This window comes from Sporocytophaga myxococcoides (assembly GCF_000775915.1).
Classification (GTDB): domain Bacteria; phylum Bacteroidota; class Bacteroidia; order Cytophagales; family Cytophagaceae; genus Sporocytophaga; species Sporocytophaga myxococcoides_A.
Window position 1 is genome coordinate 593,264 of record NZ_BBLT01000001.1, and the last position, 24,517, is coordinate 617,780.

The 24,517-nt window shown below is 34.7% G+C and carries 29 protein-coding genes; 12 read left to right on the forward strand and 17 right to left on the reverse strand.

The genetic code is table 11. The features are described from left to right. Nucleotides 1–61: 61 nt before the first annotated feature. Complete coding sequence (locus MYP_RS02405; protein WP_156140261.1) at nt 62–544, forward strand: hypothetical protein; 483 nt, start codon at nt 62–64, stop codon at nt 542–544. 63 nt (nt 545–607) lie between these two features. Continuing rightward, nucleotides 608–751: a hypothetical protein gene (locus MYP_RS26330; protein ID WP_169716572.1), complete on the forward strand. Its 144-nt coding sequence runs from the start codon at nt 608–610 to the stop codon at nt 749–751. A 57-nt stretch (nt 752–808) separates the two neighbouring features. Here MYP_RS26330 and MYP_RS02410 read toward each other — a convergent pair whose 3' ends face one another. Further along, nucleotides 809–1,306 (reverse strand): metallophosphoesterase family protein, encoded by a 498-nt coding sequence (locus MYP_RS02410; RefSeq protein ID WP_045457930.1) that lies wholly within the window; start codon nt 1,304–1,306, stop codon nt 809–811. A gap of 100 nt (nt 1,307–1,406) precedes the next feature. Then, complete coding sequence (pyrE, locus tag MYP_RS02415; protein ID WP_045457932.1) at nt 1,407–2,033, reverse strand: orotate phosphoribosyltransferase; 627 nt, start codon at nt 2,031–2,033, stop codon at nt 1,407–1,409. A 111-nt stretch (nt 2,034–2,144) separates the two neighbouring features. Here pyrE and MYP_RS02420 point away from each other — a divergent pair, with 111 nt between their 5' ends. Next, nucleotides 2,145–2,819, forward strand: a complete 675-nt coding sequence (locus MYP_RS02420; protein WP_045457935.1) for an NUDIX hydrolase — start codon at nt 2,145–2,147, stop codon at nt 2,817–2,819. On the opposite strand, the gene coaD is transcribed toward MYP_RS02420, so the two are convergent. The 4 genes from coaD to MYP_RS02440 form a co-directional block, all read right to left on the reverse strand. Continuing rightward, a complete protein-coding gene (gene coaD, locus MYP_RS02425) occupies nt 2,809–3,276 on the reverse strand; it encodes a pantetheine-phosphate adenylyltransferase (RefSeq protein WP_045457937.1) in 468 nt (155 codons plus the stop codon). The two genes, MYP_RS02420 and coaD, sit on opposite strands and share 11 nt — an antisense overlap. Nucleotides 3,277–3,285: 9 nt before the next feature. Beyond that, complete coding sequence (locus MYP_RS02430) at nt 3,286–4,176, reverse strand: DUF3822 family protein (RefSeq protein WP_045457938.1); 891 nt, start codon at nt 4,174–4,176, stop codon at nt 3,286–3,288. A gap of 136 nt (nt 4,177–4,312) precedes the next feature. Further along, the gene (locus MYP_RS02435; RefSeq protein WP_045459100.1) at nt 4,313–4,825 is read right to left on the reverse strand and encodes an NUDIX domain-containing protein; all 513 of its coding nucleotides are present in this window, start codon (nt 4,823–4,825) and stop codon (nt 4,313–4,315) included. A gap of 4 nt (nt 4,826–4,829) precedes the next feature. After that, nucleotides 4,830–5,330 carry an NUDIX domain-containing protein gene (locus MYP_RS02440; protein ID WP_045457940.1) on the reverse strand — a complete coding sequence of 167 codons (501 nt, stop codon included), beginning with the start codon at nt 5,328–5,330 and terminating at the stop codon, nt 4,830–4,832. A 31-nt stretch (nt 5,331–5,361) separates the two neighbouring features. On the opposite strand from MYP_RS02440, the gene MYP_RS02445 reads away from it, so the two are divergent. Then, a complete protein-coding gene (locus MYP_RS02445) occupies nt 5,362–6,762 on the forward strand; it encodes an ATP-dependent DNA helicase (RefSeq protein ID WP_081990392.1) in 1,401 nt (466 codons plus the stop codon). Between the two features lie 3 nt (nt 6,763–6,765). Next, nucleotides 6,766–7,209 (forward strand): DUF1573 domain-containing protein, encoded by a 444-nt coding sequence (locus tag MYP_RS02450; RefSeq protein WP_231569990.1) that lies wholly within the window; start codon nt 6,766–6,768, stop codon nt 7,207–7,209. 10 nt (nt 7,210–7,219) lie between these two features. Here MYP_RS02450 and MYP_RS02455 read toward each other — a convergent pair whose 3' ends face one another. Then, on the reverse strand, nt 7,220–7,597 hold the full coding sequence (locus tag MYP_RS02455; RefSeq protein WP_045457942.1) for a DUF423 domain-containing protein: 378 nt from the start codon (nt 7,595–7,597) through the stop codon (nt 7,220–7,222). An 11-nt stretch (nt 7,598–7,608) separates the two neighbouring features. Further along, the gene (locus tag MYP_RS02460) at nt 7,609–8,283 is read right to left on the reverse strand and encodes a YggS family pyridoxal phosphate-dependent enzyme (protein WP_045457945.1); all 675 of its coding nucleotides are present in this window, start codon (nt 8,281–8,283) and stop codon (nt 7,609–7,611) included. 146 nt (nt 8,284–8,429) lie between these two features. Here MYP_RS02460 and MYP_RS02465 point away from each other — a divergent pair, with 146 nt between their 5' ends. Then, entirely contained in the window at nt 8,430–9,983 is a 1,554-nt protein-coding gene (locus tag MYP_RS02465) for a GH3 family domain-containing protein (protein WP_045457947.1), read from the forward strand. Further along, nucleotides 9,983–10,615 (forward strand): LysE family translocator, encoded by a 633-nt coding sequence (locus tag MYP_RS02470; RefSeq protein ID WP_045457949.1) that lies wholly within the window; start codon nt 9,983–9,985, stop codon nt 10,613–10,615. Before MYP_RS02465 ends, MYP_RS02470 begins: the two co-directional genes overlap by 1 nt. Nucleotides 10,616–10,626: 11 nt before the next feature. On the opposite strand, the gene MYP_RS02475 is transcribed toward MYP_RS02470, so the two are convergent. The 3 genes from MYP_RS02475 to MYP_RS02485 are packed head-to-tail and all read right to left on the reverse strand — an operon-like array spanning nt 10,627 to nt 13,434. Continuing rightward, on the reverse strand, nt 10,627–11,682 hold the full coding sequence (locus tag MYP_RS02475) for a vWA domain-containing protein (protein ID WP_045457951.1): 1,056 nt from the start codon (nt 11,680–11,682) through the stop codon (nt 10,627–10,629). Then, nucleotides 11,675–12,559, reverse strand: coding sequence for a hypothetical protein (locus MYP_RS02480; protein WP_045457953.1), 885 nt, complete (start codon nt 12,557–12,559; stop codon nt 11,675–11,677). Before MYP_RS02480 ends, MYP_RS02475 begins: the two co-directional genes overlap by 8 nt. Nucleotides 12,560–12,561: 2 nt before the next feature. Beyond that, on the reverse strand, nt 12,562–13,434 hold the full coding sequence (locus MYP_RS02485; protein ID WP_045457955.1) for a DUF58 domain-containing protein: 873 nt from the start codon (nt 13,432–13,434) through the stop codon (nt 12,562–12,564). Nucleotides 13,435–13,497: 63 nt separating this feature from the next. Between MYP_RS02485 and MYP_RS02490 the strand changes: the two genes are divergently transcribed. Next, nucleotides 13,498–13,839, forward strand: coding sequence for a DUF4296 domain-containing protein (locus tag MYP_RS02490; protein ID WP_052429904.1), 342 nt, complete (start codon nt 13,498–13,500; stop codon nt 13,837–13,839). Between the two features lies 1 nt (nt 13,840). Here MYP_RS02490 and MYP_RS02495 read toward each other — a convergent pair whose 3' ends face one another. Genes MYP_RS02495 through MYP_RS02515 form a run of 5 tightly spaced genes read right to left on the reverse strand, consistent with a single transcriptional unit; the run spans nt 13,841 to nt 18,092 of the window. Continuing rightward, nucleotides 13,841–14,104, reverse strand: a complete 264-nt coding sequence (locus tag MYP_RS02495) for a hypothetical protein (protein ID WP_045457957.1) — start codon at nt 14,102–14,104, stop codon at nt 13,841–13,843. 2 nt (nt 14,105–14,106) lie between these two features. Then, entirely contained in the window at nt 14,107–14,673 is a 567-nt protein-coding gene (locus MYP_RS02500; protein WP_052429905.1) for an RNA polymerase sigma factor, read from the reverse strand. A 53-nt stretch (nt 14,674–14,726) separates the two neighbouring features. Further along, complete coding sequence (locus MYP_RS02505) at nt 14,727–16,238, reverse strand: tetratricopeptide repeat protein (RefSeq protein WP_197059994.1); 1,512 nt, start codon at nt 16,236–16,238, stop codon at nt 14,727–14,729. Between the two features lie 4 nt (nt 16,239–16,242). Then, on the reverse strand, nt 16,243–16,989 hold the full coding sequence (locus tag MYP_RS02510) for a zinc ribbon domain-containing protein (RefSeq protein WP_045457962.1): 747 nt from the start codon (nt 16,987–16,989) through the stop codon (nt 16,243–16,245). 5 nt (nt 16,990–16,994) lie between these two features. After that, a complete protein-coding gene (locus tag MYP_RS02515; RefSeq protein ID WP_045457964.1) occupies nt 16,995–18,092 on the reverse strand; it encodes a Nif3-like dinuclear metal center hexameric protein in 1,098 nt (365 codons plus the stop codon). Nucleotides 18,093–18,159: 67 nt separating this feature from the next. On the opposite strand from MYP_RS02515, the gene lpxK reads away from it, so the two are divergent. The 3 genes from lpxK (at nt 18,160) to MYP_RS02530 (ending at nt 21,789) form a co-directional block, all read left to right on the forward strand. Beyond that, entirely contained in the window at nt 18,160–19,221 is a 1,062-nt protein-coding gene (gene lpxK / locus MYP_RS02520; RefSeq protein ID WP_045457965.1) for a tetraacyldisaccharide 4'-kinase, read from the forward strand. Between the two features lie 42 nt (nt 19,222–19,263). Continuing rightward, nucleotides 19,264–21,108 (forward strand): putative porin, encoded by a 1,845-nt coding sequence (locus MYP_RS02525; protein WP_197059995.1) that lies wholly within the window; start codon nt 19,264–19,266, stop codon nt 21,106–21,108. Between the two features lie 99 nt (nt 21,109–21,207). After that, nucleotides 21,208–21,789: a tRNA-(ms[2]io[6]A)-hydroxylase gene (locus MYP_RS02530; RefSeq protein ID WP_045457970.1), complete on the forward strand. Its 582-nt coding sequence runs from the start codon at nt 21,208–21,210 to the stop codon at nt 21,787–21,789. 42 nt (nt 21,790–21,831) lie between these two features. On the opposite strand, the gene MYP_RS02535 is transcribed toward MYP_RS02530, so the two are convergent. Further along, a complete protein-coding gene (locus tag MYP_RS02535) occupies nt 21,832–23,094 on the reverse strand; it encodes a hypothetical protein (RefSeq protein ID WP_045457973.1) in 1,263 nt (420 codons plus the stop codon). 375 nt (nt 23,095–23,469) lie between these two features. Here MYP_RS02535 and MYP_RS02540 point away from each other — a divergent pair, with 375 nt between their 5' ends. Then, nucleotides 23,470–24,246 carry a T9SS type A sorting domain-containing protein gene (locus tag MYP_RS02540; protein ID WP_231569991.1) on the forward strand — a complete coding sequence of 259 codons (777 nt, stop codon included), beginning with the start codon at nt 23,470–23,472 and terminating at the stop codon, nt 24,244–24,246. The last annotated feature ends 271 nt before the right edge of the window (nt 24,247–24,517 follow it).

Below are 24,517 nucleotides of genomic sequence, written 5' to 3' on the forward strand. Positions count from 1 at the left end.
GGCTAACAAATGACCTTTTTTGACCGTAAATAAAGGTCCAATTTGAGTAAAAATGAGTGTTATGAAAATTATTAAAAGTTTAGATTACATTTTAAAGAAAAGAGAAAATTACAAAATGCTATTAATCCCCGTGCTATTTCTGATTTTTGAATGTAGCGTGGCATTAATTCTGAATTGGGAATTGTTCGGAGAACGATATAAAGTCAGTGAAAAGACATTTTTAACAGAAGCATCTGTATCAGTACATAATCCATTGATTGTAATAAAGCCTATTCACTCTGACAGAGTGACTAATCCATTTGGAATAGAGGAGGCGAGAGGGTTTATCAGTTTTCATAGTCCAAAAGCTGCAATAAAAGCTGTAGTATATATTTTAAGCTTACTTTGTTCTTTCCTGGGTATATTTATAGCTGTGTTGTGGATCAAAAGGTTTTATGGTCAAAATTCAATAAATATCCGATGGGAGTTGTGGCCGGCAGCATGTATAATGGCTCATATCACATTTTACCTGATAGCCAGTGGAAATTTTAATAATATCTTTTAAAAAAGTTTTTCCATTATTAGAAAAAAGTATATCTTTGCGGACTCAATTCTAATTTTAAGAACAATGGCAGTCACTAGATTAAAAAGAAAAGAAAAAAAGAATAAAACTGTTTCTAAAGCAAGAACTACAAGCATTAAAAGACTTACTGCTGTTCCTGTGATCAAGAAAATAGATCTAGAAGAGTTGAAAAAACAAGCTGGTGCATAATAAAGCATTCATAAAGTTATTATAAAAAAAGGTGAATTCAGGTTCACCTTTTTTATTTTATCCTCTTTTGCCTAATTCAATTGCCTTCACATTTTCCAGTTTTTTATTATTGAGGTCAAATTTCATAATTGTTTTTATTTTATGAAACCCTTGATTACCAGCAGCTCCTGGATTTATCGAAATCAATTTAAGTTCCGGATCGGATATTACTCTGAGAATATGAGAATGTCCGCAAATAAAAAGATCAGGTTTTTCCTTTTTCAATTGATCTTTAATTCCTTTGGCATAGTGCCCAGGATAACCACCAATGTGAGTGATGAAGATTTTAAATCCTTCTTCTTCAAAAATCAAATCTTTTGGAAATTCAAACCGAATATCTTTATCATCAATATTGCCATATACACCTTTTAACGGCTTAATTCTGGCTAATTCTAATGCCACTTCTGCTGGTCCGAAATCTCCTGCATGCCAGATCTCATCTACATCTTTAAAATGATCAAAGACTTTTGGATCCAGAAATCCGTGAGTATCGGAAATTAAACCTATTCTTTTCAACGTGTTAAGACTTTTAGGCTAAAATTGTAAAGCCTTTCAAAGAGGATTTATGTTAAATCCAGCTTCGAAAGGCTTTATTAAAATTATAAAAATAAAAAGCTTATACTGACCATTTTTCGGGAGCTGTTCTCCAGGAACTTAATGTTTCCAGATCACTTTCTTTAATGTATCCAAGTTTGATGGCTTCTTTAAGCAATGCATTGTAATCTGTAAGTGATTTTAATATTACTCCTTTGTCTTTAAAGTTTTTCTCTGCAATATCAAAACTGTAAGTAAAGATGGAAACCATCCCAAGTACCTCGATACCTCCATCTCTCAATGCTTCTACAGCTTTTAATGAACTTCCGCCGGTGGATATAAGGTCCTCAACGACAACTACTTTTTGTCCCGGATGAATTTTTCCTTCAATAAGATTTTCCATTCCATGATCTTTTGGCTTGGGTCTTACGTAAAGGAATGGCAAGTTCATTTTGTCAGCGATTAGAGTACCTTGGGGGATACCTGCAGTTGCCACACCGGCAATAGCTTCTGTCTGAGGAAAATATTCTTTTACAAGAGAAACAAGTTCTTCTTTAATGATGTTTCTAACATCAGGAAATGAAAGAGAAAATCTGTTGTCACAGTAAATTGGTGAGTTCCAGCCTGATGCCCATTTGAAAGGATTTTCAGGACGAAGTTTTATCGCACCGATTTTAAGAAGGGATTCAGCTACTTTTTCTGAAGACATATAAATTTATTTGAAGGCAAATTTAGAATAATATTTAATAGCATGATACAATTCTATTTGTTACTTTGCATGATATATAATCAAAATTTACCATCCCAATTACCAATTTAAATGAAGCTTTTTTTGAATGACAAGCCTGTATGGATAGTGCAGCTTGGCGAGCAATTGGACAGCAGTGCTTATGATGCTGTGCTCGATGGCAAAAATGAGATTATTTCCAAAAACCTCGTGGGGAATGTCATTATTATGGGAGCTTCTCCTTCTCATATTGACCGTTTGCTTAAGTTACTGGAGGTGAAAAAATTGAAGAAACTTAAAGAAATAACCTTTGCTGTTCCTGATAAAAAATTTGCTGTTGAATTTGTCAAGGATCAGTTTAAGATTGTTAAAGCAGCAGGTGGGATTGTCGTGAAAGAGGATAAAATCCTCATGATTTTCCGGTTAAAAAAATGGGATTTGCCAAAAGGAAAGTTAAGAAAGAAAGAGGACACGGAGAAAGGCGCTAAAAGAGAGGTAGAAGAAGAGTGCAATATCAAGGTTGAGGTTAAAGAAAAAATTTGTAAAACCTGGCATACTTATGTTCGCAAGGGAAGAAGAATTTTGAAGAAAACGACCTGGTACCTTATGGAAAATGTAAATGACACTATGATGCGTCCCCAAATTGAGGAGTATATTGAAGAAGTCAGGTGGATGGATAAAAAGGATGTGAAAAAAGCTACTAAAAACTCCTACAGATCTATAGAAGAAGTTCTTGATAATTTTTATAGGGAAAAAACTATTTTGTAGGATAATCTAATTCATAAGGCAGAAAATGATCTGCCTTTGCTCCATATCTATGCAAATCTCTTATAATTGATGAGCTAAGTGCTGCTAATTCAGGCGAGGTTATTAAAAATATAGTCTCCATTTCATTCCAAAGGAATTTATTTGCCTGAGCTATGCCACATTCATATTCAAAATCTGTGGTGTTTCTTAATCCTCTGATTATAAATTTTGCATCTCTTCTCTTGGCAAAATCTGCAGTAAATCCTTCATAAGATTCAACGCTCACTTGTGGAAAATCTTTAAATACACCTTTAATTTTAGTCTCTATAAACTCCAAAGGAAAGTACCTGCTCTTATTACTGTTTTTTCCAATGCCTATAATAACTTTATCGAACAAACTGATACTGCGCATCACAATATCCAAATGTCCTTTGGTAAATGGATCAAATGATCCGGGAAAAAGTGCTATCCTTTCCATTCGTTAGTGCTATTCACAAAGGTGCATAGTATATAGATCAAAAAATTTGTGGTCGAAAACTTCATCAAAGTTATATCCAAAGTGAAGGCTGGAAGGCTTATCTCCGAACGAAATGTTTTTGATATATTTATAAAGTTTTTTATATAAGGTTGAATCAGGGCTGATTTCTCCGAATACAGTAACAGGTACTGATTCAGGGTTGATCTGAAGCTGATCCATCACAAACATGGTGAAGTATACAAAATCTTCCGGACTTATATAATTAAAAGAATTACAGTACTCTAAATTTTTACTTCGCTTTACCAGGATGGTCATATATTGATTTTCAACATTGATCACTACTGATAAATCCTGCTTATTAGTTCCGGTAAGCAAAACCCCCTCAATTAATGGGCTTGTATGATGTACAACCTTTACCTTTTTGGAAGGGTATCTTAAGTTAAACCATTCGATTATTTTTTTATCTGCAGAAAAGATATTCACCGCGTCCAATCTGTTCTGACGATAATAATATACTTCATCGTTGTTGTCATCAGAAAAATGACAATTGATATGCAGATAGTCTTTCAGATATTGTTTCTCAAATAGCGAGAAAGGAATTAAAGAGAAACAAGTATTTTTTATAGCAAGTCTTACATCCTTCCAGAACCCTGCTTGTAATAAAGCATGATCTTCATAAAGAAGTCTTAACTGCTCGAGCAATTGGTCCGGTGTGCGGATATTCTGTAGTTGATAATCTTCAAGTAATAGACACCTGTTTTTAACAGAATCTGTAATGCAGATACGGAAAAGGTCTTTACTTACCTGAAGTGATAGAGTATACCTTGCAATCAAGTCCACATTGAACTGATCGTCTTTTATTTTTTTGTTTAATTTGTACTGCGCTGTTAGTTCTTCCATCTTAACAAGATATTCACATTGCCTGAGGAATAATGTGGATAAATGGTTAATATATTATTTCTCTTTAAAATTAACCAAATTTTTACTGTTGAAAATATTTTTTCCACAAAAATGTTAAAATGTGGAAAAACTTTTCTTAACTATTATCTTTTTGAAGAATATAACCTTTTAGATTTAACAATTCTGTATTGGTTTTAGCCAGGCGAAAAATATTATGGAACAAACTGGCATCTTTTTTTTGAATGTCGCCAAGGTTCCAGAATTTAACTTCTTCTATGATCTGGCTGTCTGATTCCATCTCAGGGTCTTTCCCTAGTTTTAATTTCCCTCCTGTTTCTTCTATTTCAAAGAATAGCTCAACCTCATGAAATGGGGGATGAAGATATTCATGAGTGAAAAGGAATTTATTAATTCTGACTATAAGTCCTGTTTCCTCATAAAATTCTCGTATCAGGGATTCTTCAGCTGATTCTCCGAAATCTATTCCTCCTCCGGGAGGGGAATAAAAGAACTTATTTTTACCTATAGTAAGGTGCTTAATGAGTAGTACATCGGAAGTGTTTCTAAACAGTAATCCTCGTACTTTTACTCTTGTTTTGTTTCCAAAGATGTCAATTATATTCTGTTGAAGGTCTTGTATTTCTTCCATACCCTTAATCATTCCCTTTATGAAGAAAATAACCTTTTAGGTTTAATAGTTCAGACTTGGTTTTAGCCAGGCGAAAAATGTTGTGGAATAAACCGGCATCATTTTTTTTGATTTCTAAAAGACTCCAGAATTTTACTTCTTTTATTATCTGATTATCCAGTCCCATCTCCGGATCTTTTCCTAATGAAAGTGTTCCTCCAATTTCTTCAACTTCAAAGAAAAGTTCTATGGCATGTAACGGAGGCTCAAGGTATTCATGAGTAAGAAGGAATGACTTAATTCTTACTTTTAGCCCTGTTTCTTCATGAAACTCACGGATCAGAGACTCTTCAGCCGATTCACCAAAATCTATCCCACCTCCCGGGGGAGCATAAAAGAATATATTTTTCCCGATGGTCAAGTGCTTGACTAATAGTATATCGGAGTTTCTGAACAATAACCCACAAACTCTGACCCTGATTTTATTTCCGTAGGTATTGATTATTTCCTGATGATGCTCTTCCATATTAGTGCAATTTATCGGAAATTTGTATCCTGTGCGACCTTCGGCTTTAATTTCCTCCAACTTCCCTTTTGAACCTACCTATGGTCAGCAGGCAGTATTTAAAATGCTGGACGATTTCCTCTTTTCAAGGCAAATGAAAAAGCCTGTTTTTCTATTAAAGGGGTATGCAGGAACAGGTAAAACTACATTGGTTAGTGCTCTGGTAAAAGCTCTGGACACTTTGGAGATGCCCGTTGTATTAATGGCTCCTACCGGAAGAGCAGCTAAGGTCATGAGCAACTATTCTGGCCGAAAAGCTTTTACCATTCATAAACAAATCTATGTAAGGGAAGAGGATTCTGCTAGTGGAAACCTTCAGTTTAGAAGGAAAAAGAACCTTTTTGCCAACACATTATTCATAGTGGACGAAGCCTCTATGATTTCAGACGATGGGGATTTCGGAGAAAGAAAACTACTAACTGATCTTGTTGAATTTGTTTTCGAGAAAAAGTCTAACCGATTAATGCTAATCGGTGATAATGCTCAGCTTCCTCCAATAAAAAGAGAGATAAGTCAGGCATTGGAGGGGGATTATCTTCAGAGTAATTTCGGTGTTGATCTTGTGGAATACGAGCTCAATGAAGTGGTAAGGCAGGAGCAAGCGTCGGGAATTTTGTTTAATGCGACTTCGCTTCGCACGAATTTAGCTAAAGATAATTTCGATATCCGTTTTACAACCAAAGGATATAAGGATTTTTATAAAATGACGGGGGAGAAACTGGAAGAGGGTTTGAGATACGCATATGACAAGTACGGAGAAGAAAATACAGTCATTATTTGCAGGTCTAATAAGTCGGCTACACAATACAATAACTATGTTCGCAGAGCCATACGTTTCTGTGAAAGTGAAATTGAAGCAGGAGATCTGCTAATGGTTGTCAGAAACAACTATACAGTCCTGGAAGAAGGTACAACCCCTGGCTTTATTGCCAATGGTGATTTTGCGGAAATAAGGAAAATCAGAAGTATTACAGAGGCTCATGGGTTTCGCTTTGCAAAAGTTGAACTTCAGCTGATTGATTATCCTGATCTGCCAGCTTTCGAAACGCTCATTTTTCTGGATACTCTTCATAGCTTTACACCTTCCGTATCACAAGAGGAGAACAAGAAGCTATATGATTCCGTTCTTCAGGATTATCTGGACATAAAGACTAAAAAAGACAGGGTTGATGCTATCAGGAAAGATCCTTACCTTAATGCTCTTCAGGTAAAATTTGCATATGCTTTGACTTGCCACAAGTCCCAAGGGGGGCAGTGGAAAGCAGTTTTTGTTGATCAGGGATATCTTACTGAAGAGCAAGTCAACAAAGAATTTGCAAGATGGTTATATACAGCAGTCACCAGAGCGTCTGAGGAATTATTTCTTGTGAATTTTAACAGTAAGTTTTTCTGATAAATGGCAGGAAAATTGTTATTTTTAAAAGAAAAATGGAATAAGAATATGAAGCCTTTTATAATATATAGCCTTACTTTTTTTCTAGCGTTAGTTTTAAATTTTGAGACAAAAGCTCAGACTTCTAATGGCCCAGTACTCGAATTTGCAGAAAAGTCCTTTGAATTTGGAGATATCGTTCAGGGAGATTCTGTAAAACACGTATTTAAATTTACCAATACAGGTAATGCACCGCTTATGTTAAGGGAAGTATTGACAACATGTGGATGCACAGTTCCTAAATTTTCTAAAGAACCGATTATGCCTGGTAAAGAAGGCGAAATACTTGTGAAATTTAATTCAGAAGGAAAAGAAGGCCGGTTAACTAAAGTGATTACAATATTAAGCAATGCAACAAATAATCCTGCACGAGTTAATATTGTGGTTAATATCCAGCCTAAGAAATAACTATATTCAATCAGAGATTTCTCAAAATACTAATCAAAGCAAAGATCCATCCTGCGATTAGGAATAACCCTCCAATTGGAGTTATTGCTCCCCATTTGGATACATTTGTAAGACAAAGCACATACAAAGATCCACTGAAGATTATTATACCAGTTATAAAGCAATACCCGGAATAATTAAGTGTTTTAATATCACCTTTGATCAATAGTACTAATCCGATAAAAAGAAGAGCAAAAGTGTGGTAAAACTGATATTTTACAGCTGTTTCAAATACATCAGCTCTTCCAACTTTAAGAAGGTAATCTTTAAGTTTGTGAGCTCCAAAAGCCCCAATCATTACAGATAAAGCTCCTGATATGGAACCTAAGGTTAGGAATAATTTATGCATGATATTTTAAGTTATAAGTAATTTCTGGATCCGAATATAGCACTTCCAACCCGCACCATAGTACTTCCTGATTCGCATGCTAATTTATAATCAGAACTCATACCAATAGACAATTCTTCCATTTTTATCCGATCATTTTGATAAGAAGATTTAATCTGATTAAAGAGTTGTTGAATGTGCTGAAATTCTTTTTTTATTTGACTCTCATTTTCAGTGTTGCTAGCCATTCCCATTAACCCCAAAATTTGAATGTTCTTCATATCTTTAAGTTCCTCAGATTGGATAGTAATGAAAAGTTCTTCTTCCGAAAAACCAAACTTAGTTTCTTCCTGAGCTATGTGGATCTGTAAGAGACAGTTGATAATTCGGTTATTTTTTTTAGCCTCTTTATTTATTTCTTTTAATAATTTGAAAGAATCAACCGAGTGAATCAAATGTATAAAAGGAGCAATGTATTTTATTTTATTGCTTTGTAGATGCCCAATCAAATGCCATTGAATATTTTTAGGGAGAACTTCATATTTTGACATGAGTTCCTGAACTTTATTCTCTCCAAAATCTGTTTGTCCTGAGTTGTAAGCTTCTAAAATTATATCTGCAGGATAGGTTTTGGAAACTGCTATTAATTTGGTTTTAAAGGGATCTAAAAAGGATCGGATTTTCTGAAGATTTTGTGAAATACTCATTTAGTTCTTTTTGCTTGTAAAACCACGTAATTTTACTAAAAAATAGATAAAAGTTTAAATTCTTCAATTTATCTTAGCATTATTATTGCAAGGGGTTGGAGAGATAATTAGTTTAAGTTTAAAGTCTTTTAAAAAAACTGGCAGGAATGGCGTTATTTGGTGCTATATTAAACAAAGGGATTAAGCTAGGGAAAAAGATTGAGAGTGAGCAACGTTCTGCATTTGAAATGCAAAAAAAAGAGCTGAAAAAGCTTTTAAAAAAAGCCTCTGAAACACAATTTGGGCAGCATTATCATTTTCAAGGAATACTTCAGAATTTTAACGTTGGGGGAGAGAGCTTTTATTCAGAATATAAAAAGAATGTACCCATCTGGAATTATAATCAATTATTTAATAAATGGTGGCATAAGAGCAAAGCAGGAGAACGCGATGTCTCCTGGCCGGGTATAGTTCGGTATTTCGCTCTAAGTTCCGGTACTTCAGAAGCTTCTACCAAGCATATTCCTTTAACAAAGGATATGATCAAATCCAATAAGCGAACCGGTATTCAACAGATCCTTTCTCTTTCTGCTTATGACCTTCCAAGTGAGGCATTTGAAAAAGAAATTTTAATGCTAGGAGGAAGTACAGAGTTGCTCAAAGCTGGTTCATACTACGAAGGAGATTTGAGTGGAATTCAGGCTAGTAAAATACCTTTGTGGTTTCATCTTTTTTATAAACCAGGAAGAAAAATTGCTAAAAACCGTGATTGGGATAAAAAGCTTAACGAAATTACTGTTAATGCAAAAAATTGGGATATCGGATTTGTAGTTGGCGTACCAGCCTGGATCCAGATAATGATGGAGAGGATTATCGAATATCACAAAGTCAAAAATATTCATGAAGTTTGGCCTAATTTAAAAATATTTGTGCATGGTGGAGTTTCCTTTGAACCATACAAAAGGGGATTCGAAAAACTACTGGGAAAACCTTTGATTTATATGGAGACTTATCTGGCATCCGAAGGTTTTATAGCATTCCAGTCTAAGCCGAATAGCAAATCCATGAAACTTGTTTTAGATAATGGTTTGTTTTTCGAGTTTGTTCCTTTTAATGAAAAGAATTTTAATCAGGATGGAGACTTAGTTGACAATCCTGAAACTCTGATGATACACCAGATTGAGGAGGGTGTGGATTATGCTTTGTTACTGAGTACAAATGCAGGTACATGGAGATACCTGATCGGTGATGTAATCCGATTTGTATCTAAAGCTGAATCAGAAATAATCATTACAGGTAGAACAAAACATTTTTTGAGTCTATGTGGTGAGCATCTTTCTGTTGAGAATATGAATAAGGCTATACATCAGATTTCTGAGGAGTTTAATATTGAAATCAGGGAATTTACAGTTTCAGGTATTGAACATGATTCACTTTTTGCGCATCAATGGTTTATCGGTACTGATCAACCAGTAGATCAGGAAAAGCTTAAACTTCGACTTGATGAACATCTGAAACAATTGAATGATGATTACAGGGTTGAAAGGGGACATGCTTTGAAAGATATTTTTGTAAATGTAATTCCTTCTGCAGTTTTTTATAAATGGTTCAAAAGTAAGGGAAAAGAAGGGGGGCAGAATAAGTTTCCAAGGGTAATGAAGAAGGCTTTGTTTGATGAATGGTCGAAATTTGTGAAGCAGGAAACTGAAAACCTTCATTAATGGCCGAAATCATTGCAAGCGCTTTAGGATTTGCGGCATTGCTGGCATTGCTTCCCGGTCCTGTTTTCTTTGCTCTGATTCAGACAAGTATTCAGAAGACTTTTAAATATGCGGTTTTTTTCGCTTTGGGAGTCGCATTGAGTGATATTTTTTTTATCCTCGCATCTTATTTGGGTATCTCAAACTTTATAGATGATGCACACTTCGAAAAAATAATAAAATCTACAGGAGGTGCAATCCTGTGTCTTTTTGGGTTGTTCTATTTTTTTAAACCTGAAGATAAAAAAGTTAACCTTGAGCCTATTCAAAAGGAATATAAAAAGGGCAATTTTATCATTAAAGGTTTAGCGTTGAATTTCTTAAACCCTTCAACATTCTTTTACTGGCTTGCTCTTACCAGCGTCGTTAGCGTCAAGTATAGCGATAATCAGGCTGATGTATTTACTTTTTTTGCAACTTTGATCCTTTCGATCTTCGGAATGGACATACTTAAGTCTTACCTTGCTCACAGGATTAAAAAGGTATTTACTAATAACACAATTTTATTATTGAATAAACTGTTGGGAGGAATATTGGTCCTGATCGGAGTAAATTTTTTGGTCTCGGCCTTTATAGGTGTTACATTGGTTTAATACTCCGGGAGTCAATCCTCTAAAGCATTAGAGATAAATGTAGATTTTAAAAATAGCCATATCAAGTAAATGATCATTGCCCAGAATAAATATACCTGATAATAATCACGGGTATTTTTGAATCTGTTTTCTTTGATAATTCCTTTTTCGAAAGAGTCAATAAGTTTAAAGGTTTGTTCAAGAGCTTTTCTGTTAGAGGCTCTGAAAAACTTTCCATCACTGATTTGGGCAATTTTTCTTAAAGTAGTTTCATCAAGATGTGAATCGACATATGCTTTTTGTCCATAAGTATCTTTCCCCCAGGCTACTTTTCCTTCCCGGCCAATTGCGATGGAATATATTTTTATTCCGAATGCTTTTGCCAGTTTAGCAGCCATGAGCGGGTTCAAATTTCCTGCAGTATTTTCTCCATCACTTATCACAATCATCACCTTTGATTTGGATTGTGATTCACGAAGTCGGTTTATTGCAACACCTATTGCATTTCCAATGGCAGATCCTCCACTTTCTATCATTCCCGAGTTCAGTTCTGCAATAAAACTTTGGACAAGTTGATGATCTGTTGTAAGTGGTGACAAAGAAAAGGCATCCCCTGAGAATACGACAAGACCTATTCTGTCTTCCTTTCTGGATTCGATAAAACGGGAAGCAATATTTTTGGCCGCGGAGAGTCTATTTGGATTCAGATCCTCTAATTCCATAGATTCAGAAATATCAAGGACCAAAATAATATCAATGCCTTCCTTATAGACTTCTACTGTTTCATCATTCTTTTGAGGTCGGGCCAGCGCTAAAAGCAATAACCAGATACTAATAATTATAAAAAAATATGGAATAAATCTAAGCTTACCCACAAACCAGGAGTAATTTATATCCCTTAAAGGAAAAGCAACATCCAGCTTCTGTCTGAATCGATAATAAAATGCCCATCTAAGCAAGACCAAAAGTGGAATTACCGGAATCAGGTAAAGAAAGTAAAGTGAGTCCCAATGAAAAGACCTTAAAGTAGAAGGAAGAAACCAACTCCAGGAAAACCAGTCTGATATATCTTTTAAAAAATCAAACATTGCTCAATTTATTCTTTACTTCGAGAAATCTTTTATTAGAAAATTTTTTCAGGATTGCAAGAGACCTTGCAGGTGCGGCAGAAACAAGACCTCCGTATATTGCCCGGTCAATATCCTGTAATCCTTGCTGTAAATCTTCCTGCTTATATAAGTCAATAATTTCTGTAGTGGTATATGTATTAACAGGAATGTTTTCAAGTCTGGTAAGATATACTTTCCATAGATTTAAAGCCCGCTCGACAATGTCAGGATCATTTTCCGTCTTAAATTCTTTTTCATGTTTTTCAAAGTTCCTCAGAAAAGTGAGATGTGCTTTTCTTATGACATAAAGTTTATAACTTCTGACAATCGCCTTTCCAAAAAGCATGTAAAACAAGAAGAGGAGGAAGAAAATGATTGCAGCTATTCCAATAATCAAAGGGTAATTGATTGTTCTCTTTACTTTTGAATAATGTGTATCACTTAAGAGCTTCTGTCCTGACAATGTCTTAATGTTTTGGATGATTGCAACAGAGTCTGACTGACTATAAATCTTAAGGCTATCTCCATTACGAATGTAAAAGACCGGAAGGCTTAATTTTTGTATGCTGTCTGTTTTAAAGGTTTCAAAAATGTAAACGACACAATCTTTACTGATTCCGTTAATTGTTTTAGTCGGAAAATAATTTTTGCTTATGAGTTCGAACGGTTTATAGTTGTAATTGGAGTCTGGGAATAAAACCTGTTCATCTGCATTATAGGAAAGGCTAAGGGCAAAGCTAAACGGGGCACCTATTTGAACAGAGTCTTCCTGAAAAAATCCCTTGGGAGGTAAAGTCTGACTCATTGGAAGAATTGGATATATAATAGTAAGAAGTAACGTCAACAATCTTTTCATCTCTACCTTTTGCTTCGTATTCTTCTTATTTTAAATAACTGAACAAGTTTAGTTAAATAATCTTCATTCGTATTTACCCAAAGATAGTTAGCTCCATTTCTTCTGCAAAACTGCTCAAGTTTAAGTTTATTTTCAGCATGGCCTTTATTTATTTTTTCTCTGAATTTTGAGGAAGAAGAATTAACCCAGATTGTCTTTCTGGTTTCTTTGTCATAAAGTGGGATAATGCCAAGATTGGGAAATCTGATCTCTCTAGGATCGTTGAGATGAATAACAACCAGGTCATGCTTGTGTGCAAGAGCAGAAAGATTGGTATGATAGCCAGTGTCTATAAAGTCAGAAATAAAAATTACCACACTTTTTTTCTTGAGCATGGTTAAGGTAAATTTTAAAGATTTCTGAAGGTCTGTTTTTATTGAAACCGGAGTCAGATTGAAAAGAGTGCCAATCATTTGATAGGCGTGGCGCATTCCTTTATCAGGTTTTATATATGCTTCCTTCTGATCACTGAAACATATCAGGCCAACACTTCCATTGTTCTTAACAGCTGACAGTGCAAGCACTGCACATATTTCTCTCCCAATATCAATTTTTCTTGTATTTTTTCCTATTTCCTGAGAAGCACTAACATCCAGAATGAAAAATACGTTTTGTTCTTTTTCTTCTTTAAAAGTCTTTACGAAAGTACCATGGCCTTTTGCTGAAACGTTCCAGTCAATTGTCCTTACATCATCCCCATATTGATAGGAGCGGACATCATCAAATTCCAGGCCTGATCCTTTAAATACAGAATGAAAGTCACCATGCATGTGATTATTCACTGCTTTTCTAATCTGTATTTCGTATTTCCGTATTTTCTTTAGAAGTTCTTTCATTGCTGAACTTAAACAAGGGAAAGAGACTTTTTAAAATTAGCATTAAAATAAGTAATTTTCGACGTGAAAAAGTTTTTTTTGGTTTTATTATTGGCAATTGCATCTTGCAAGGGGCCTGCTGAAGAAATTCCTGAGGATATCCTGCCAAAGGAAAAGATGGTTCAGATACTTATAAGAATTCATATTGCGGAAGCAGCAGTAGGAGTGAAAAACCTGCCATCAGACTCAGCTTCAAAGCTTTATAAGTCATATCAGAATGAGATATTCAAAGAAGAAGCTGTAGGAGATTCGGCTTATGCCAAAAGTTATTCCTATTATGTTGTAAGGCCGGAGCTGATGGATAAAATTTATGGTGCAGTAGTAGACAGCCTGAGTCTTCGGGAGGCAAGAGGTAAACTGAATTAGTTTACCTGTCTTTTTCCTGATTTTGTTTTTTCAGAGGGCTTTCGGATGAATTACCTTCATTTTCGGAAATCCAGATTGCTAGAAATACAATAAGAATTATCAGAATAAATCCGAGAAATTTTTTGTCTTGGTATAATGGTCTTACTGCCTTTTTATAGTCAGTCAGCTGATTATAATTTTTTATTAACTGGTCAAAGTTTTGATGACTGGCAATTTTATCGTCAGAGGGGCGGGGTTTATTTTTGTTAATTTTAAATTTTCCCATGGTCAGGCTTTAAATCTTTGATTAAGGATTTCCCTTAATTTATCTAATATTCTGTAGATTTTTACTTTTGCATTATTTTCGGTTATTCCCAGAATGTATCCTACTTCTTTGAATGATTTCTGATCAAAGAACCTCAGTTCTATCATTTGCATTTCTTTTTCATTCAGGTTTTCCATGGCTTTGAGCATTCCATCTTCAATGTTTTCAGTTTTGTCAAGGTGAAGCTCTTCTTTCAGTTCTAAAATATCCGCCTCTTCAATATTTATAGAACGGACAGATTTAGTTTTTCTATAATACAAATTCACTTCATTTGTAGCTATACGAAAAAGGAATGCTGAAAAGGGGAGACCTTTAAATTCATACTTTTTAATATTAACCAGTGCCTGAAGAAATACATGGCTGGTAAGATCCGCAGTCAGGTCCTCATTGTCTGTTCTTTTATATATAAACAGAAAAATCTTTCTATAGTATTTATTATATATATGAGAGAAATGTCTTGGGTCAGACCTGGAGGCCTGTATCCATTCCAATTCCCTGGCGATTTCTTCTTTGGTCTGATGATTACTCAAAATAAAAAGTTTATTATATAATACGGAAACTTAAAAAAGATACAGATAAAACGTTATATTTTTTTTATTTCATTTAACGCACCTCTGGCTTTGTTGTCTATACCGTTTTTGTAGTAGTAGTCTTTATAGGTCAGAGCTTTTTCGAAGTAAAAAACAGCCTGTTCTTTATTGTTTTGATATCTGTATATGTAGCCTAATTGAAGGGCAGCATTAGGGGCAAAGTATAGCTTCTTGTCTCCTGAAAGATCAATGGTTTTTTTATAAAATTTTATAGCCTCTATAATTTTACCTGTTTTATGATAAAACCTAGCAAATCTGTAATAGTATTCAATTTTATCTTTTTGGGAGTGAAAATCATTTGGGGATAACTTCTGTAGAATATCTTCTGCAGTATTGAAATATCCGCCATCAATCGCCAATCTGACTTTCATAATATTTTTGTCGGAAAAATCTCTGTTTTCTGCAAAGTAAAGTGCATACTTATCTCCATCATAAATAGCATTACCTTCTTTTTTTATCTGTGGTAGTATTTGTATAGCTTTATCATCTTCATTATTTAGCCAGTAACAAAGGAAAATTTTATAATAGGCTTCCTTTTTAAAATTTCCTCCTCTGTATTCATTGAGAAATCTTTTATAGAGGTAAAATGCTTTGGTATAAATACCTTTTTGGAGATAGATATCACCAGTCATCAGATATAGATAGGCAAAGTTGAGATAGTTGCTACTGTAGTCAGGACTGCTTTCCAGAATGCATAGAGCTTCCTCTGAATGAGCATTTTTCATGCAGACGGAAGCATATAAAAAAGTGTAAAGTAAGTTGTCATTTTCACTGAGATATAAATCTTTTACAGCTTTCTCCGATCCAGTTTCCTTTCCCAAAATAAAATTCAATACAGCAATGCGAAGTATTTTTGCCTCTGAAGCAAAAGGAGTCTCAGATTCCGATACTGTCTTAAGCATTTCCAGACCTTCTTTTACACTTCCTTCCATGCCCACAAGATTTACAATCCATGTATATTTTTCAGGAATTGATCCTACCAGTATTTTTAAAAGTCCGATGGATTTGTTGTTTGGAAGGAAATCAGGATGTTTAATAGCATTTTCAGCAAGAGTTTTATAGGCAAGCCTTAATTCCCACATGGAACTTATTTCTTCTCCGAATTTGAGCTTTACAAAAGCCCTTTGGAGTTTTATTTCCCCTAATACAAATAAATAATATGGAGAATTTGGGTTTAATCCGGATACCTTTATTTCTGCTGCTTCAGAATTTTGCTTATACCTATCAAGAAGCTCTGGATTTTCTTCAACCAGCATTTTAATTGTTTCAGCAAGGTGTTCTATATACGTATTTATCCCATTTGCTGCCTGGTCTTGCTGTGCAGAGGGAAAGCCTGTCACGGATTTTAATTTAAGTACTTCCTTATATTTTGCTTGGCTGGCTTCGGTGAAGAAAAATTGTGCACATAAAGCGGGAGAAAGAGAAATGAAAAAAAGTATAAAAAAAGGGCGTACTAAAATAGCAGCCCTTTTTTTATATTTCTGATTAAAAACTTTAATCTTCAAATTGTTATTTTTTTGCAGTTTCAAGCACAATAGTTTCAACATCTGCGAAAATACGACCGCAATGTTCACAAACAATCAACTTTTTCTTATCTCTGATATCTACTTGTCTTTGTGGGGGTACAGTGTTGAAACATCCGCCGCAGGCATCTCTTTTAACAGAAACAACAGCCAGACCATTGTTTGCGTTAAGACGGATTTTATTGTAGGAATTGAGTAATCTTTCTTCAATTGATTTTGAAGCTTTTTCTCTTTCCTTTAAAAGTTTGGCTTCTTCGTCTTTACTTTCTGAGCTTAAAGTTTCGAGCTCATCTTTTTTTAGCTTCAGATCTTTCTTTCTGTCATCTAGAATTCTTTGGGTATTCGCGATGTCATCATTTTTCTGGTTGATCTTGTGCTGGTATTCTTTGGTTCTCTTTTCACTAATTTGAATTTCAAGTTGTTGTAATTCAACTTCTTTAGTGATAGCATCATATTCTCTGTTGTTTCTTACATTTTTCTGCTGATCTTCATACTTTTTGATATTTTTCTCAGCGTCTTTTATTGCAAGCTTGTTTTTGGTAATTTCGTCGTTTAGGTTTTGGATATCACTCAGATACTTTCCAACCCTTGTCTCGTATCCTTCAAGCTCATCCTCAAGATCCCTAACTTCTTCGGGTAAGTCTCCTCTTATTTTTTTTATTTCCTCGAGTTTAGAGTCGATGGTCTGAAGTTTTACCAGAGCCTCAAGTTTTTGTGCTATCGTGGTTTCCATTTATTCTAAATATAACTTATGGGGTTTGTGTTAATTTTTGACAAAACGACTGCAATATTAGTAAAATTTTTGTTCAAAAGCTCGCAAATTAGCTCTTTTGTAAAAACTTCACTTTCATAGTGCCCAATATCAGCAATGACTATCTTTCCATCTGCGTCGAAATACTCATGATATTTGAAATCTGAGGTGATAAATATATCGGCTTTTTGCTGTATTGCATTCTTTAAAAGAAAATTTCCTGCGCCGCCACATGCCGCAACTTTTTTAATTTTTCCTGGAAGTAATTGGGTAAATTTGATTACTGACAGATTCATTCTTTCTTTTAAGTACTTCAAAAACGCTTCCGGATCCATTGCTTCCTGCAGCTCTCCTATAACACCCGATCCTGTTTCTAAGTTCTCATTTTCCAATAATAATATGTCAAATGCAGGTTCTTCATATGGATGAGATGCTCTCAAAGCCTGTACAACCTGTCTTTGAATATGGCCTGGAAATATAATTTCTATTCTGGCTTCTTTTACGAATTCAGGCTGATTAGCTTTCCCAATAAAAGGGCTAGCGTTTTCATTTGCCTTAAATGTACCAGTACCTTCAAGCTGAAAACTACAATTGCTGTAATTTCCTATATTACCTGCACCTGCTTTGTAGAGAGATGATAAGACATTTTCTTTATTGGCAACAGGAACAAACGATATAAGCTTTTTTAATAATCCTGATTTGGGTGCAAGGATTTTTGGATTCAGCAGAGATAGTTTTTCTGCAATTTTAAAGTTTACACCATTTGTAACATTGTCGAGATTGGTGTGAATGGCGTAAAGACAAATATCATACTTAATTGCTTTGATAACTGTACGCTCCACATAATTGCTTCCGGTAAGTCTTTTTAGTCCTCTGAAAATAATTGGATGGTGAGCTATAATCAGATTGTATCCCAATGATTTGGCCTCCTCAATAACCTCTTCTGTTAGGTCAAGGGTAACTAAAACTCCTGAAAGCTCAGCTGCTGCATTACCTGTGAGGAGTCCTGAATTGTCATAATCTTCCTGATATGCAGGTGGGGCAAAAGATTCCAGAAAGTCTATAACGTCTTTAATTTTGGTCATTTTAACACCTTTTAAAAAATAACATGCTATTTTACTAAATTGCAGCCTTGACAGCAATTAATTTGAGATGTTTGTTTTGAAAATATTACTATGGCCTTTTGCAGTTCTTTATGATGCTGTCACAAGAGTAAGAAATTATCTTTTCGACATTGGGAGAAAACCATCTTTTTCTTTTGAAACTTTTGTTATAAATGTCGGGAATCTTACTGTTGGAGGTACTGGTAAAACTCCTCATGTAGAGTTACTTATAAATGTGTTGTCGGATCATTACAAAATTGCTACCCTGAGTCGTGGATATGGCAGAAAATCCAGAGGATTTTTACTTGCAGATAAAAATTCTGATGCAGATTTATTGGGGGATGAACCTATGCAGTTTTATCATAAATATGGAGAGAAGGTTACTGTTGCTGTTGGTGAGGAAAGGGCGCATGCTATTCCCTGTATTTTACATGAAAGAGAAGATACAGAAATTATTTTACTAGATGATGCCTATCAGCATCGATATGTCAAACCTGATATAAATATTCTTTTATCTGATTATACCCGACCTTTTTATAAAGATATGGTCTTGCCTGCAGGCAGACTCAGAGAATCCAGAAAAGGAGCAGTGAGAGCAGATGCGGTAATAGTTACCAAATGCCCGGAACTATTATCTGCCGAAGAACAGGAGAGGATCATCAATGATGTCAGAAAATATGCCGGTAAAGAAAAGCCTGTTTATTTTACTACCATAAAGTATCTAAAACCTGTTCCTGTTTTCAAAAAATCTGAGGATATCCCGAAGAAAATAGTTTTTTTTGCAGGTATAGCCAACCCATCGCAGGCAATTGAAAAAATCAGTAAAGATTATAACCTGCAGGAAAGTGTCCGATTTTCGGATCATCACACTTATAAACTAAAAGATGTTGAGCATTTAATATCAAAAGCCAGAGTGTTTGGGAATGATACCGGATTGCTTACAACAGAAAAGGATATGGTACGACTTTTGACCCCGGAATTTACCGAAATATTAAAAGTTATTCCTTTTTTTTATATCCCTATTGAAGTAAAATTTCTTGAGGGAAAACAAAAATTTGAAGAATGGATTTTAAATTCTGTCCATTCTAAATACAATTCTGACAAGATTTGATTAATATTGAAAGTGACTCTTAGACTACTTTTTATTTTATCCTTGAGTTTATTCTTGTTTGTGCGCAATGTCAGTGCACAGATTCTGGATGATTCTACAAAAAACATTTATGGGCCGACTACTACCAGATACATTCTGGAGGAAGATTTATATAATATAAAAGGCAAACCTCATAGTCTGGATACCTCTCTGACTAATGCACACCTATATGATTATCTATACGGATCAAATCCACATCAGAATCTTGGCTTGATTGGTACACCTTTAAATCCGATTTATTATACACCTCCACAGACCATAGGTAGAAATTTGGGTATTAACATTTTTGATGCATATGCCTATGATCCAAGCGGAATCAATTACTACAATACCAAATCGCCTTTTAGTAAATTAAGATATGTGCAAGGAAGCAGAGGACAGCAGATCCTTGAAGCTGATTTTGCCAGAAATGTCAATCCCCGCTGGAACCTCGGAGTTGATTTCAGAAGAGTTGCTTCTGTAAAGCAAGTAGGATCCACTGTTGCCAGGGATCCTCAAGCCAGTGGTTATGCTGCTGCGGTTTACACCAGGTATTCTACCAAAAATCAAAGGTATCAGCTCTTGTTTAACTATACGCATTTGCACCAAACTAACAATGAATTTGGAGGCATATTAAATAGTGATTCTGTTAGAATTCAGGACTTAACTAATTACAGAGTGCTTGATGGTCAGTTAAATAGCGGTGTAACAAGAGAAAGACGAAATAACTTTCATCTTTACCACCAATATGGAATTCTAAAAGATTCAGTACTACAGATTTTTCATATTGCAGATTATCAATATAGAGATAACAGATATCAGGACCTTGCAATGGCCGGTGACTCATTTTACTTCAATTTGAAAGTTATACCTAGAAATTCCTCATCAATGACAGACAGGACCGATTTTAATCTTTTTGAAAATAAAATCGGGTTAAAAGGACAAATTAAAAGGTTCAATTATAAAGCTTATTTCAGGGCTAAGCAATTTACATACGAACAAATTACTACTGATACTATTAAAAGCAAATACGACTACAAAGAAGATTTTTTAGGAGGAGAACTTGCTTACGTTTTTAAAGACACATCCGTTCTATCCTTTTCAGGACAAAAGTATGTCAGGGGAAGAGACTATTATCTTAAAGCATATTATACAAGCAAATTTTTGTCAGGAGGTTTTTACAGGATAAATTATTCTCCAACTCTGGTTCAGTCAAACTATATCGGAAATTTTTTTAGCTGGAACAATCCCAACTTTGATAATACTACCACCGATAACCTCTGGCTGGACTTAAATTTAAGGGTCGGTAAGTTATTGAGGATTAATCCGGGAGTAAGATATACCGGCATAAAAAATTATATATACTTTAATGAAAGCTTTGTTCCGGCTCAGGAAAATAGCAATATTAAGTTATACATGGCAAGTATGAATTTTTTCTTGCGTTTAGGGACCTTTAATATAACCGAAAGGTTTATTTATACTAAGTATGATGGTGCTCCGGTATTGAATGTTCCGGAAGTTTACAGTCATACCAGGGCTTATTTTCAAACAAGAGCATTTCATAAGGCTGCTGTATTGCAATTTGGATTAGATGCATTCTGGAGATCTACTTACTATGCCAATGGATACATGCCTATTATAGAACAGTATTATCTGAATAATTCAGTACCTGTAAAGAATTATATGCTTGTAGATTTGTTTTTAGATGTAAGAGTAAAAAGAGCCAATGTATTTGTGAAAATCTCTAATTTGCTTCAGGGGGTAGGTTCTTCAACTTCACCATTTAGAAAAACTTATTATACTACTCCCGGCTATCCAGGTCTGCCCAGGTCTTTTGATTTTGGTATTATGTGGATGTTTTTTGATTAATGAATTGAAGTCTGTATTTATAAATAGGAAGGCCGGAAGCAAAACCGGCCTTTTTACTTTTTATGAAGACTTTTATCTTTGTGGCTTATTTAATGAATTATGCTTGGTTTGAAGCTTCCCACAGATCCGCGCTGGGTAAATCTCGCGGAAAAAAGTATTGAAGAAATCTTGATAGATCATGCCTATTGTGAGCAAAAGGCAGCTTCTACCTGTATTTCACTGATTATTCAGTTTCCTGAAAAAGAAAAGATGGTTGAAACCTTAATGCCAATTGTCACTGAAGAGTGGGGGCATTTTCGAATGGTACTTAAGGAGCTTAAAAAAAGAGGCTATTCACTTGGACGAAAAAGAATTGATAAATATGTTGTAGAGTTGATGAAGCTTGAAAGAAAAGGCGATAAGCTGGAACGTCAACTCATGGATAAATTGCTGATCAGTGCCTTGATTGAAGCCAGATCCTGCGAGCGATTCAGACTTCTGTCAGAGAGCATTTCAGATTTGGAACTGAGAGACTTTTACAGAGAACTTATGATTTCTGAGGCTGGGCATTATCGTACCTTCCTGGACCTTGCAAAAGAATATATGCCGGAAGATGTTGTAAAAGTAAGATGGCAGGAAATGCTAGATGCAGAAGCTGAAATTATCCGCAATCTTGAGATCCGGGGAGATAGAATGCATTAAATTCGAAAGACATTTTGGGTGAATTTGAAAAGCAAAAAACGATCAGGTTTTTTGCTTTTTCTTTTTAGCGGCAGGAAATAGAATATTGTTCAAAATCAATCTGAAACCCGGAGAGTTTGGATGTAAATTCAGGTCTGTAGGCTCTTCTCCCACAAAATGTTGGTAATCTTCCGGGTCGTGACCACCATAAAACGTCCAGGTCCCCTTTCCAAACGTACCGTGAATATATCTGGCTTCGTTTATAGATTTGGTTTCACCAAGCACCAATACGTCAGTTTTTAGTAATTTTTTCTTAAATGCTGTTGTTTGGCCCATAAAACCTTTAATGTTGGATTCATGACACTGGGTAAGCATAGTAGGTACTGGATCCCACTTTGCAGAAAACTGGAATAAGTTAAAGTAATCATTGTTTTCAACAAGATTTCTTTCCTGAGGAAGGTTATCTATATTGGAATATTCATATTCATAGGGGTCCATACTAATGGTAAAATCTTTGAAAGCAAAAGTTTTTGAGAAGTCTAGCTTTCTCTGGGCAGACGGATCCGCTTGATCACCATCATACATAGATTCACAAATATCGACCCCCTCAGCTGCAAGAGCAATATCATAAGTATCAGTAGCAGAACACATAGCAAATAAAAAACCACCTCCGGCACAGAAATCACGGATCCCTTTAACTACAGCCAGTTTTAGCTGTGAAACTTTATTGAAGCCGTGTTTTCTCGCAGATTCTTCATATTCTTGCTGTTGTTTTACATACCAAGGTTGAAATTTATACATGGAATAAAATTTTCCATATTGTCCGGTAAAATCCTCGTGATGGAGGTGGAGCCAATCATATTTTGGTAAATCTCCATTTAGAACTTCATCATCAAAGACTACAGTGTAAGGAATTTCAGAGTAAGTCAGCACCATGGTCACTGCATCGTCCCAGGGTAATTTTGTTTTAGGGCTGTAAACAGCAATTTTAGGTGCCTTTTCAAGTTTAACAACATCCATATTAACATCAGGACTACTGATTTCCTCAAGGATAGAAAGTTGTTGTGCATCTGAGATTACCTCATAACTTACACCTCTTATAACGAGCTCATTCTGAAATTCTCGACTTTGTTTAAAAAGGAAACTTCCTCCTCTATAATTTAAAAGCCAGTTCACTTCTACCTCTTTTGTTAGAATCCAATAAGCAATACCGTAAGCTTTTAAGTGATTTTTCTGAGTATTATCCATTGGTAACAGCAGGTAGGACGCTTTTACCTCTGAAAGGATGAATAGTAAAAAGAAAAAAAACATCAATCGTTTTAGCATAAAGTATAAATCAGAAGTTATGGAAACTGTTAACGCAAAGAAAAAAAATATGTACTTTTTTCTCTAAAAATAAAACGATTTTTTAGAGAATACGATATAAGACTAAAAATATTTTAAACGAATTAAACTCCACTTTTAAAAGAAATTGTTTCTGATTTATCAAAAGGAATATAAATGTTAAGCGAAAAGGCTCATTAAATTCTCAGGTAACGCAAACTTTTTTTGAAAATTTTTGTCTAACAAAAAGTGATAAAAATAATAAGTTTTGTTACTTGTAAAATTATTAAAATATGCGCATTTTTGTTTAGATTTGTATTTAATGGATAAGATTAGCTTATACAAATTCTTTTGATTATCAAGAACTGAATGAAATTTATGAAAACCAAATTTTTGTTATTGTCGCTGATTCTCTTTGTTACCGGAGCAAAGGCTGGGATTTTAACAGTTTCAGGCGTTTATCAGGGAAAAAATCTCTATGTGCAGAACCCTTTCACAGGAAACATGAAGGATTTTTGTACTAATGACGTTTTTGTGAACGATGTGAAAATCATGTCTAATATTCAGTCTAGTGCTTACGAAATTGACCTTTCAAATTTAAAGTTGAATGATCCGGTTACCGTAAAAATCACTCATAAAGATGATTGTAAGCCTAAAGTTCTTAATCCACAGGTAATCAGGGCGTCAAGCAGCTTTCAGTTCAGTTCGTTCAATATTGACCCTGAAAATATTATGTGGGCTACTAAAGGAGAAAAGCCGAGAGGGAAATTCTTTGTAGAGCATTTTATCAATAACAGCTGGGTTACAGTAAAAGAAATATCTGGTAAAGAATCAGGAATGTTAAATAACTATGATATTAAATCTGCTCATCATTCAAAGTTAAACAAGTATAGAATCAAATATCTTGAAAATGACGGACAGGTGTTTTATTCTCAGGTGCTTGAGTTTAATTCTGATTTGGCTCCAATTAACTGGTATCCAAAAAGGGTTACAGATAAGATTTATCTTTCAAGAGAGGCTGATTTCGAAGTATTAGACGCATATGGAAATGTAGTGAGAAAGGGTGCAGGTAAAGAAATAAACATGGCAGACTTATCTTCCGGTGTTTATTACCTGAATGTTGACAATACAACTAATAAGGTTTTGAAAAAGTAAGCTTAGCTATAGAAATCAATAAAAAGAAAGAGGCTACCTGAAAAGGTGGCCTCTTTCTTTTTATTGATTTCTTACTTTGTATCCATCCTTAAATGTCAGGAGATTAATTTTTAATCAGGGAACAGAACTACTTTTATTAATCGATTAAGTTTATTTGCTTTTCATGGTAATTGAATAAACTAAAATTGAGTATCAAGTTTAGGTGGAGGAAATAATAAATAAAGAAGAATAAATACTGGCTGGGGGAGATGAAAAAATATATAATTCTTGG

Coding starts and splice junctions, on each gene's coding strand:
- MYP_RS02405 (WP_156140261.1), top strand. CDS start 62: ATGAAAATTATTAAAAGTTTAGATTACATTTTAAAGAAAAGAGAAAAT.
- MYP_RS26330 (WP_169716572.1), top strand. CDS start 608: ATGGCAGTCACTAGATTAAAAAGAAAAGAAAAAAAGAATAAAACTGTT.
- pyrE (WP_045457932.1), bottom strand. CDS start 2,033: ATGTCTTCAGAAAAAGTAGCTGAATCCCTTCTTAAAATCGGTGCGATA.
- MYP_RS02420 (WP_045457935.1), top strand. CDS start 2,145: ATGAAGCTTTTTTTGAATGACAAGCCTGTATGGATAGTGCAGCTTGGC.
- coaD (WP_045457937.1), bottom strand. CDS start 3,276: ATGGAAAGGATAGCACTTTTTCCCGGATCATTTGATCCATTTACCAAA.
- MYP_RS02430 (WP_045457938.1), bottom strand. CDS start 4,176: ATGGAAGAACTAACAGCGCAGTACAAATTAAACAAAAAAATAAAAGAC.
- MYP_RS02435 (WP_045459100.1), bottom strand. CDS start 4,825: ATGGAAGAAATACAAGACCTTCAACAGAATATAATTGACATCTTTGGA.
- MYP_RS02440 (WP_045457940.1), bottom strand. CDS start 5,330: ATGGAAGAGCATCATCAGGAAATAATCAATACCTACGGAAATAAAATC.
- MYP_RS02450 (WP_231569990.1), top strand. CDS start 6,766: ATGGCAGGAAAATTGTTATTTTTAAAAGAAAAATGGAATAAGAATATG.
- MYP_RS02455 (WP_045457942.1), bottom strand. CDS start 7,597: ATGCATAAATTATTCCTAACCTTAGGTTCCATATCAGGAGCTTTATCT.
- MYP_RS02460 (WP_045457945.1), bottom strand. CDS start 8,283: ATGAGTATTTCACAAAATCTTCAGAAAATCCGATCCTTTTTAGATCCC.
- MYP_RS02465 (WP_045457947.1), top strand. CDS start 8,430: ATGGCGTTATTTGGTGCTATATTAAACAAAGGGATTAAGCTAGGGAAA.
- MYP_RS02470 (WP_045457949.1), top strand. CDS start 9,983: ATGGCCGAAATCATTGCAAGCGCTTTAGGATTTGCGGCATTGCTGGCA.
- MYP_RS02475 (WP_045457951.1), bottom strand. CDS start 11,682: ATGTTTGATTTTTTAAAAGATATATCAGACTGGTTTTCCTGGAGTTGG.
- MYP_RS02480 (WP_045457953.1), bottom strand. CDS start 12,559: ATGAAAAGATTGTTGACGTTACTTCTTACTATTATATATCCAATTCTT.
- MYP_RS02485 (WP_045457955.1), bottom strand. CDS start 13,434: ATGAAAGAACTTCTAAAGAAAATACGGAAATACGAAATACAGATTAGA.
- MYP_RS02495 (WP_045457957.1), bottom strand. CDS start 14,104: ATGGGAAAATTTAAAATTAACAAAAATAAACCCCGCCCCTCTGACGAT.
- MYP_RS02510 (WP_045457962.1), bottom strand. CDS start 16,989: ATGGAAACCACGATAGCACAAAAACTTGAGGCTCTGGTAAAACTTCAG.
- MYP_RS02515 (WP_045457964.1), bottom strand. CDS start 18,092: ATGACCAAAATTAAAGACGTTATAGACTTTCTGGAATCTTTTGCCCCA.
- lpxK (WP_045457965.1), top strand. CDS start 18,160: ATGTTTGTTTTGAAAATATTACTATGGCCTTTTGCAGTTCTTTATGAT.
- MYP_RS02530 (WP_045457970.1), top strand. CDS start 21,208: ATGCTTGGTTTGAAGCTTCCCACAGATCCGCGCTGGGTAAATCTCGCG.
- MYP_RS02535 (WP_045457973.1), bottom strand. CDS start 23,094: ATGCTAAAACGATTGATGTTTTTTTTCTTTTTACTATTCATCCTTTCA.
- MYP_RS02540 (WP_231569991.1), top strand. CDS start 23,470: ATGAAAACCAAATTTTTGTTATTGTCGCTGATTCTCTTTGTTACCGGA.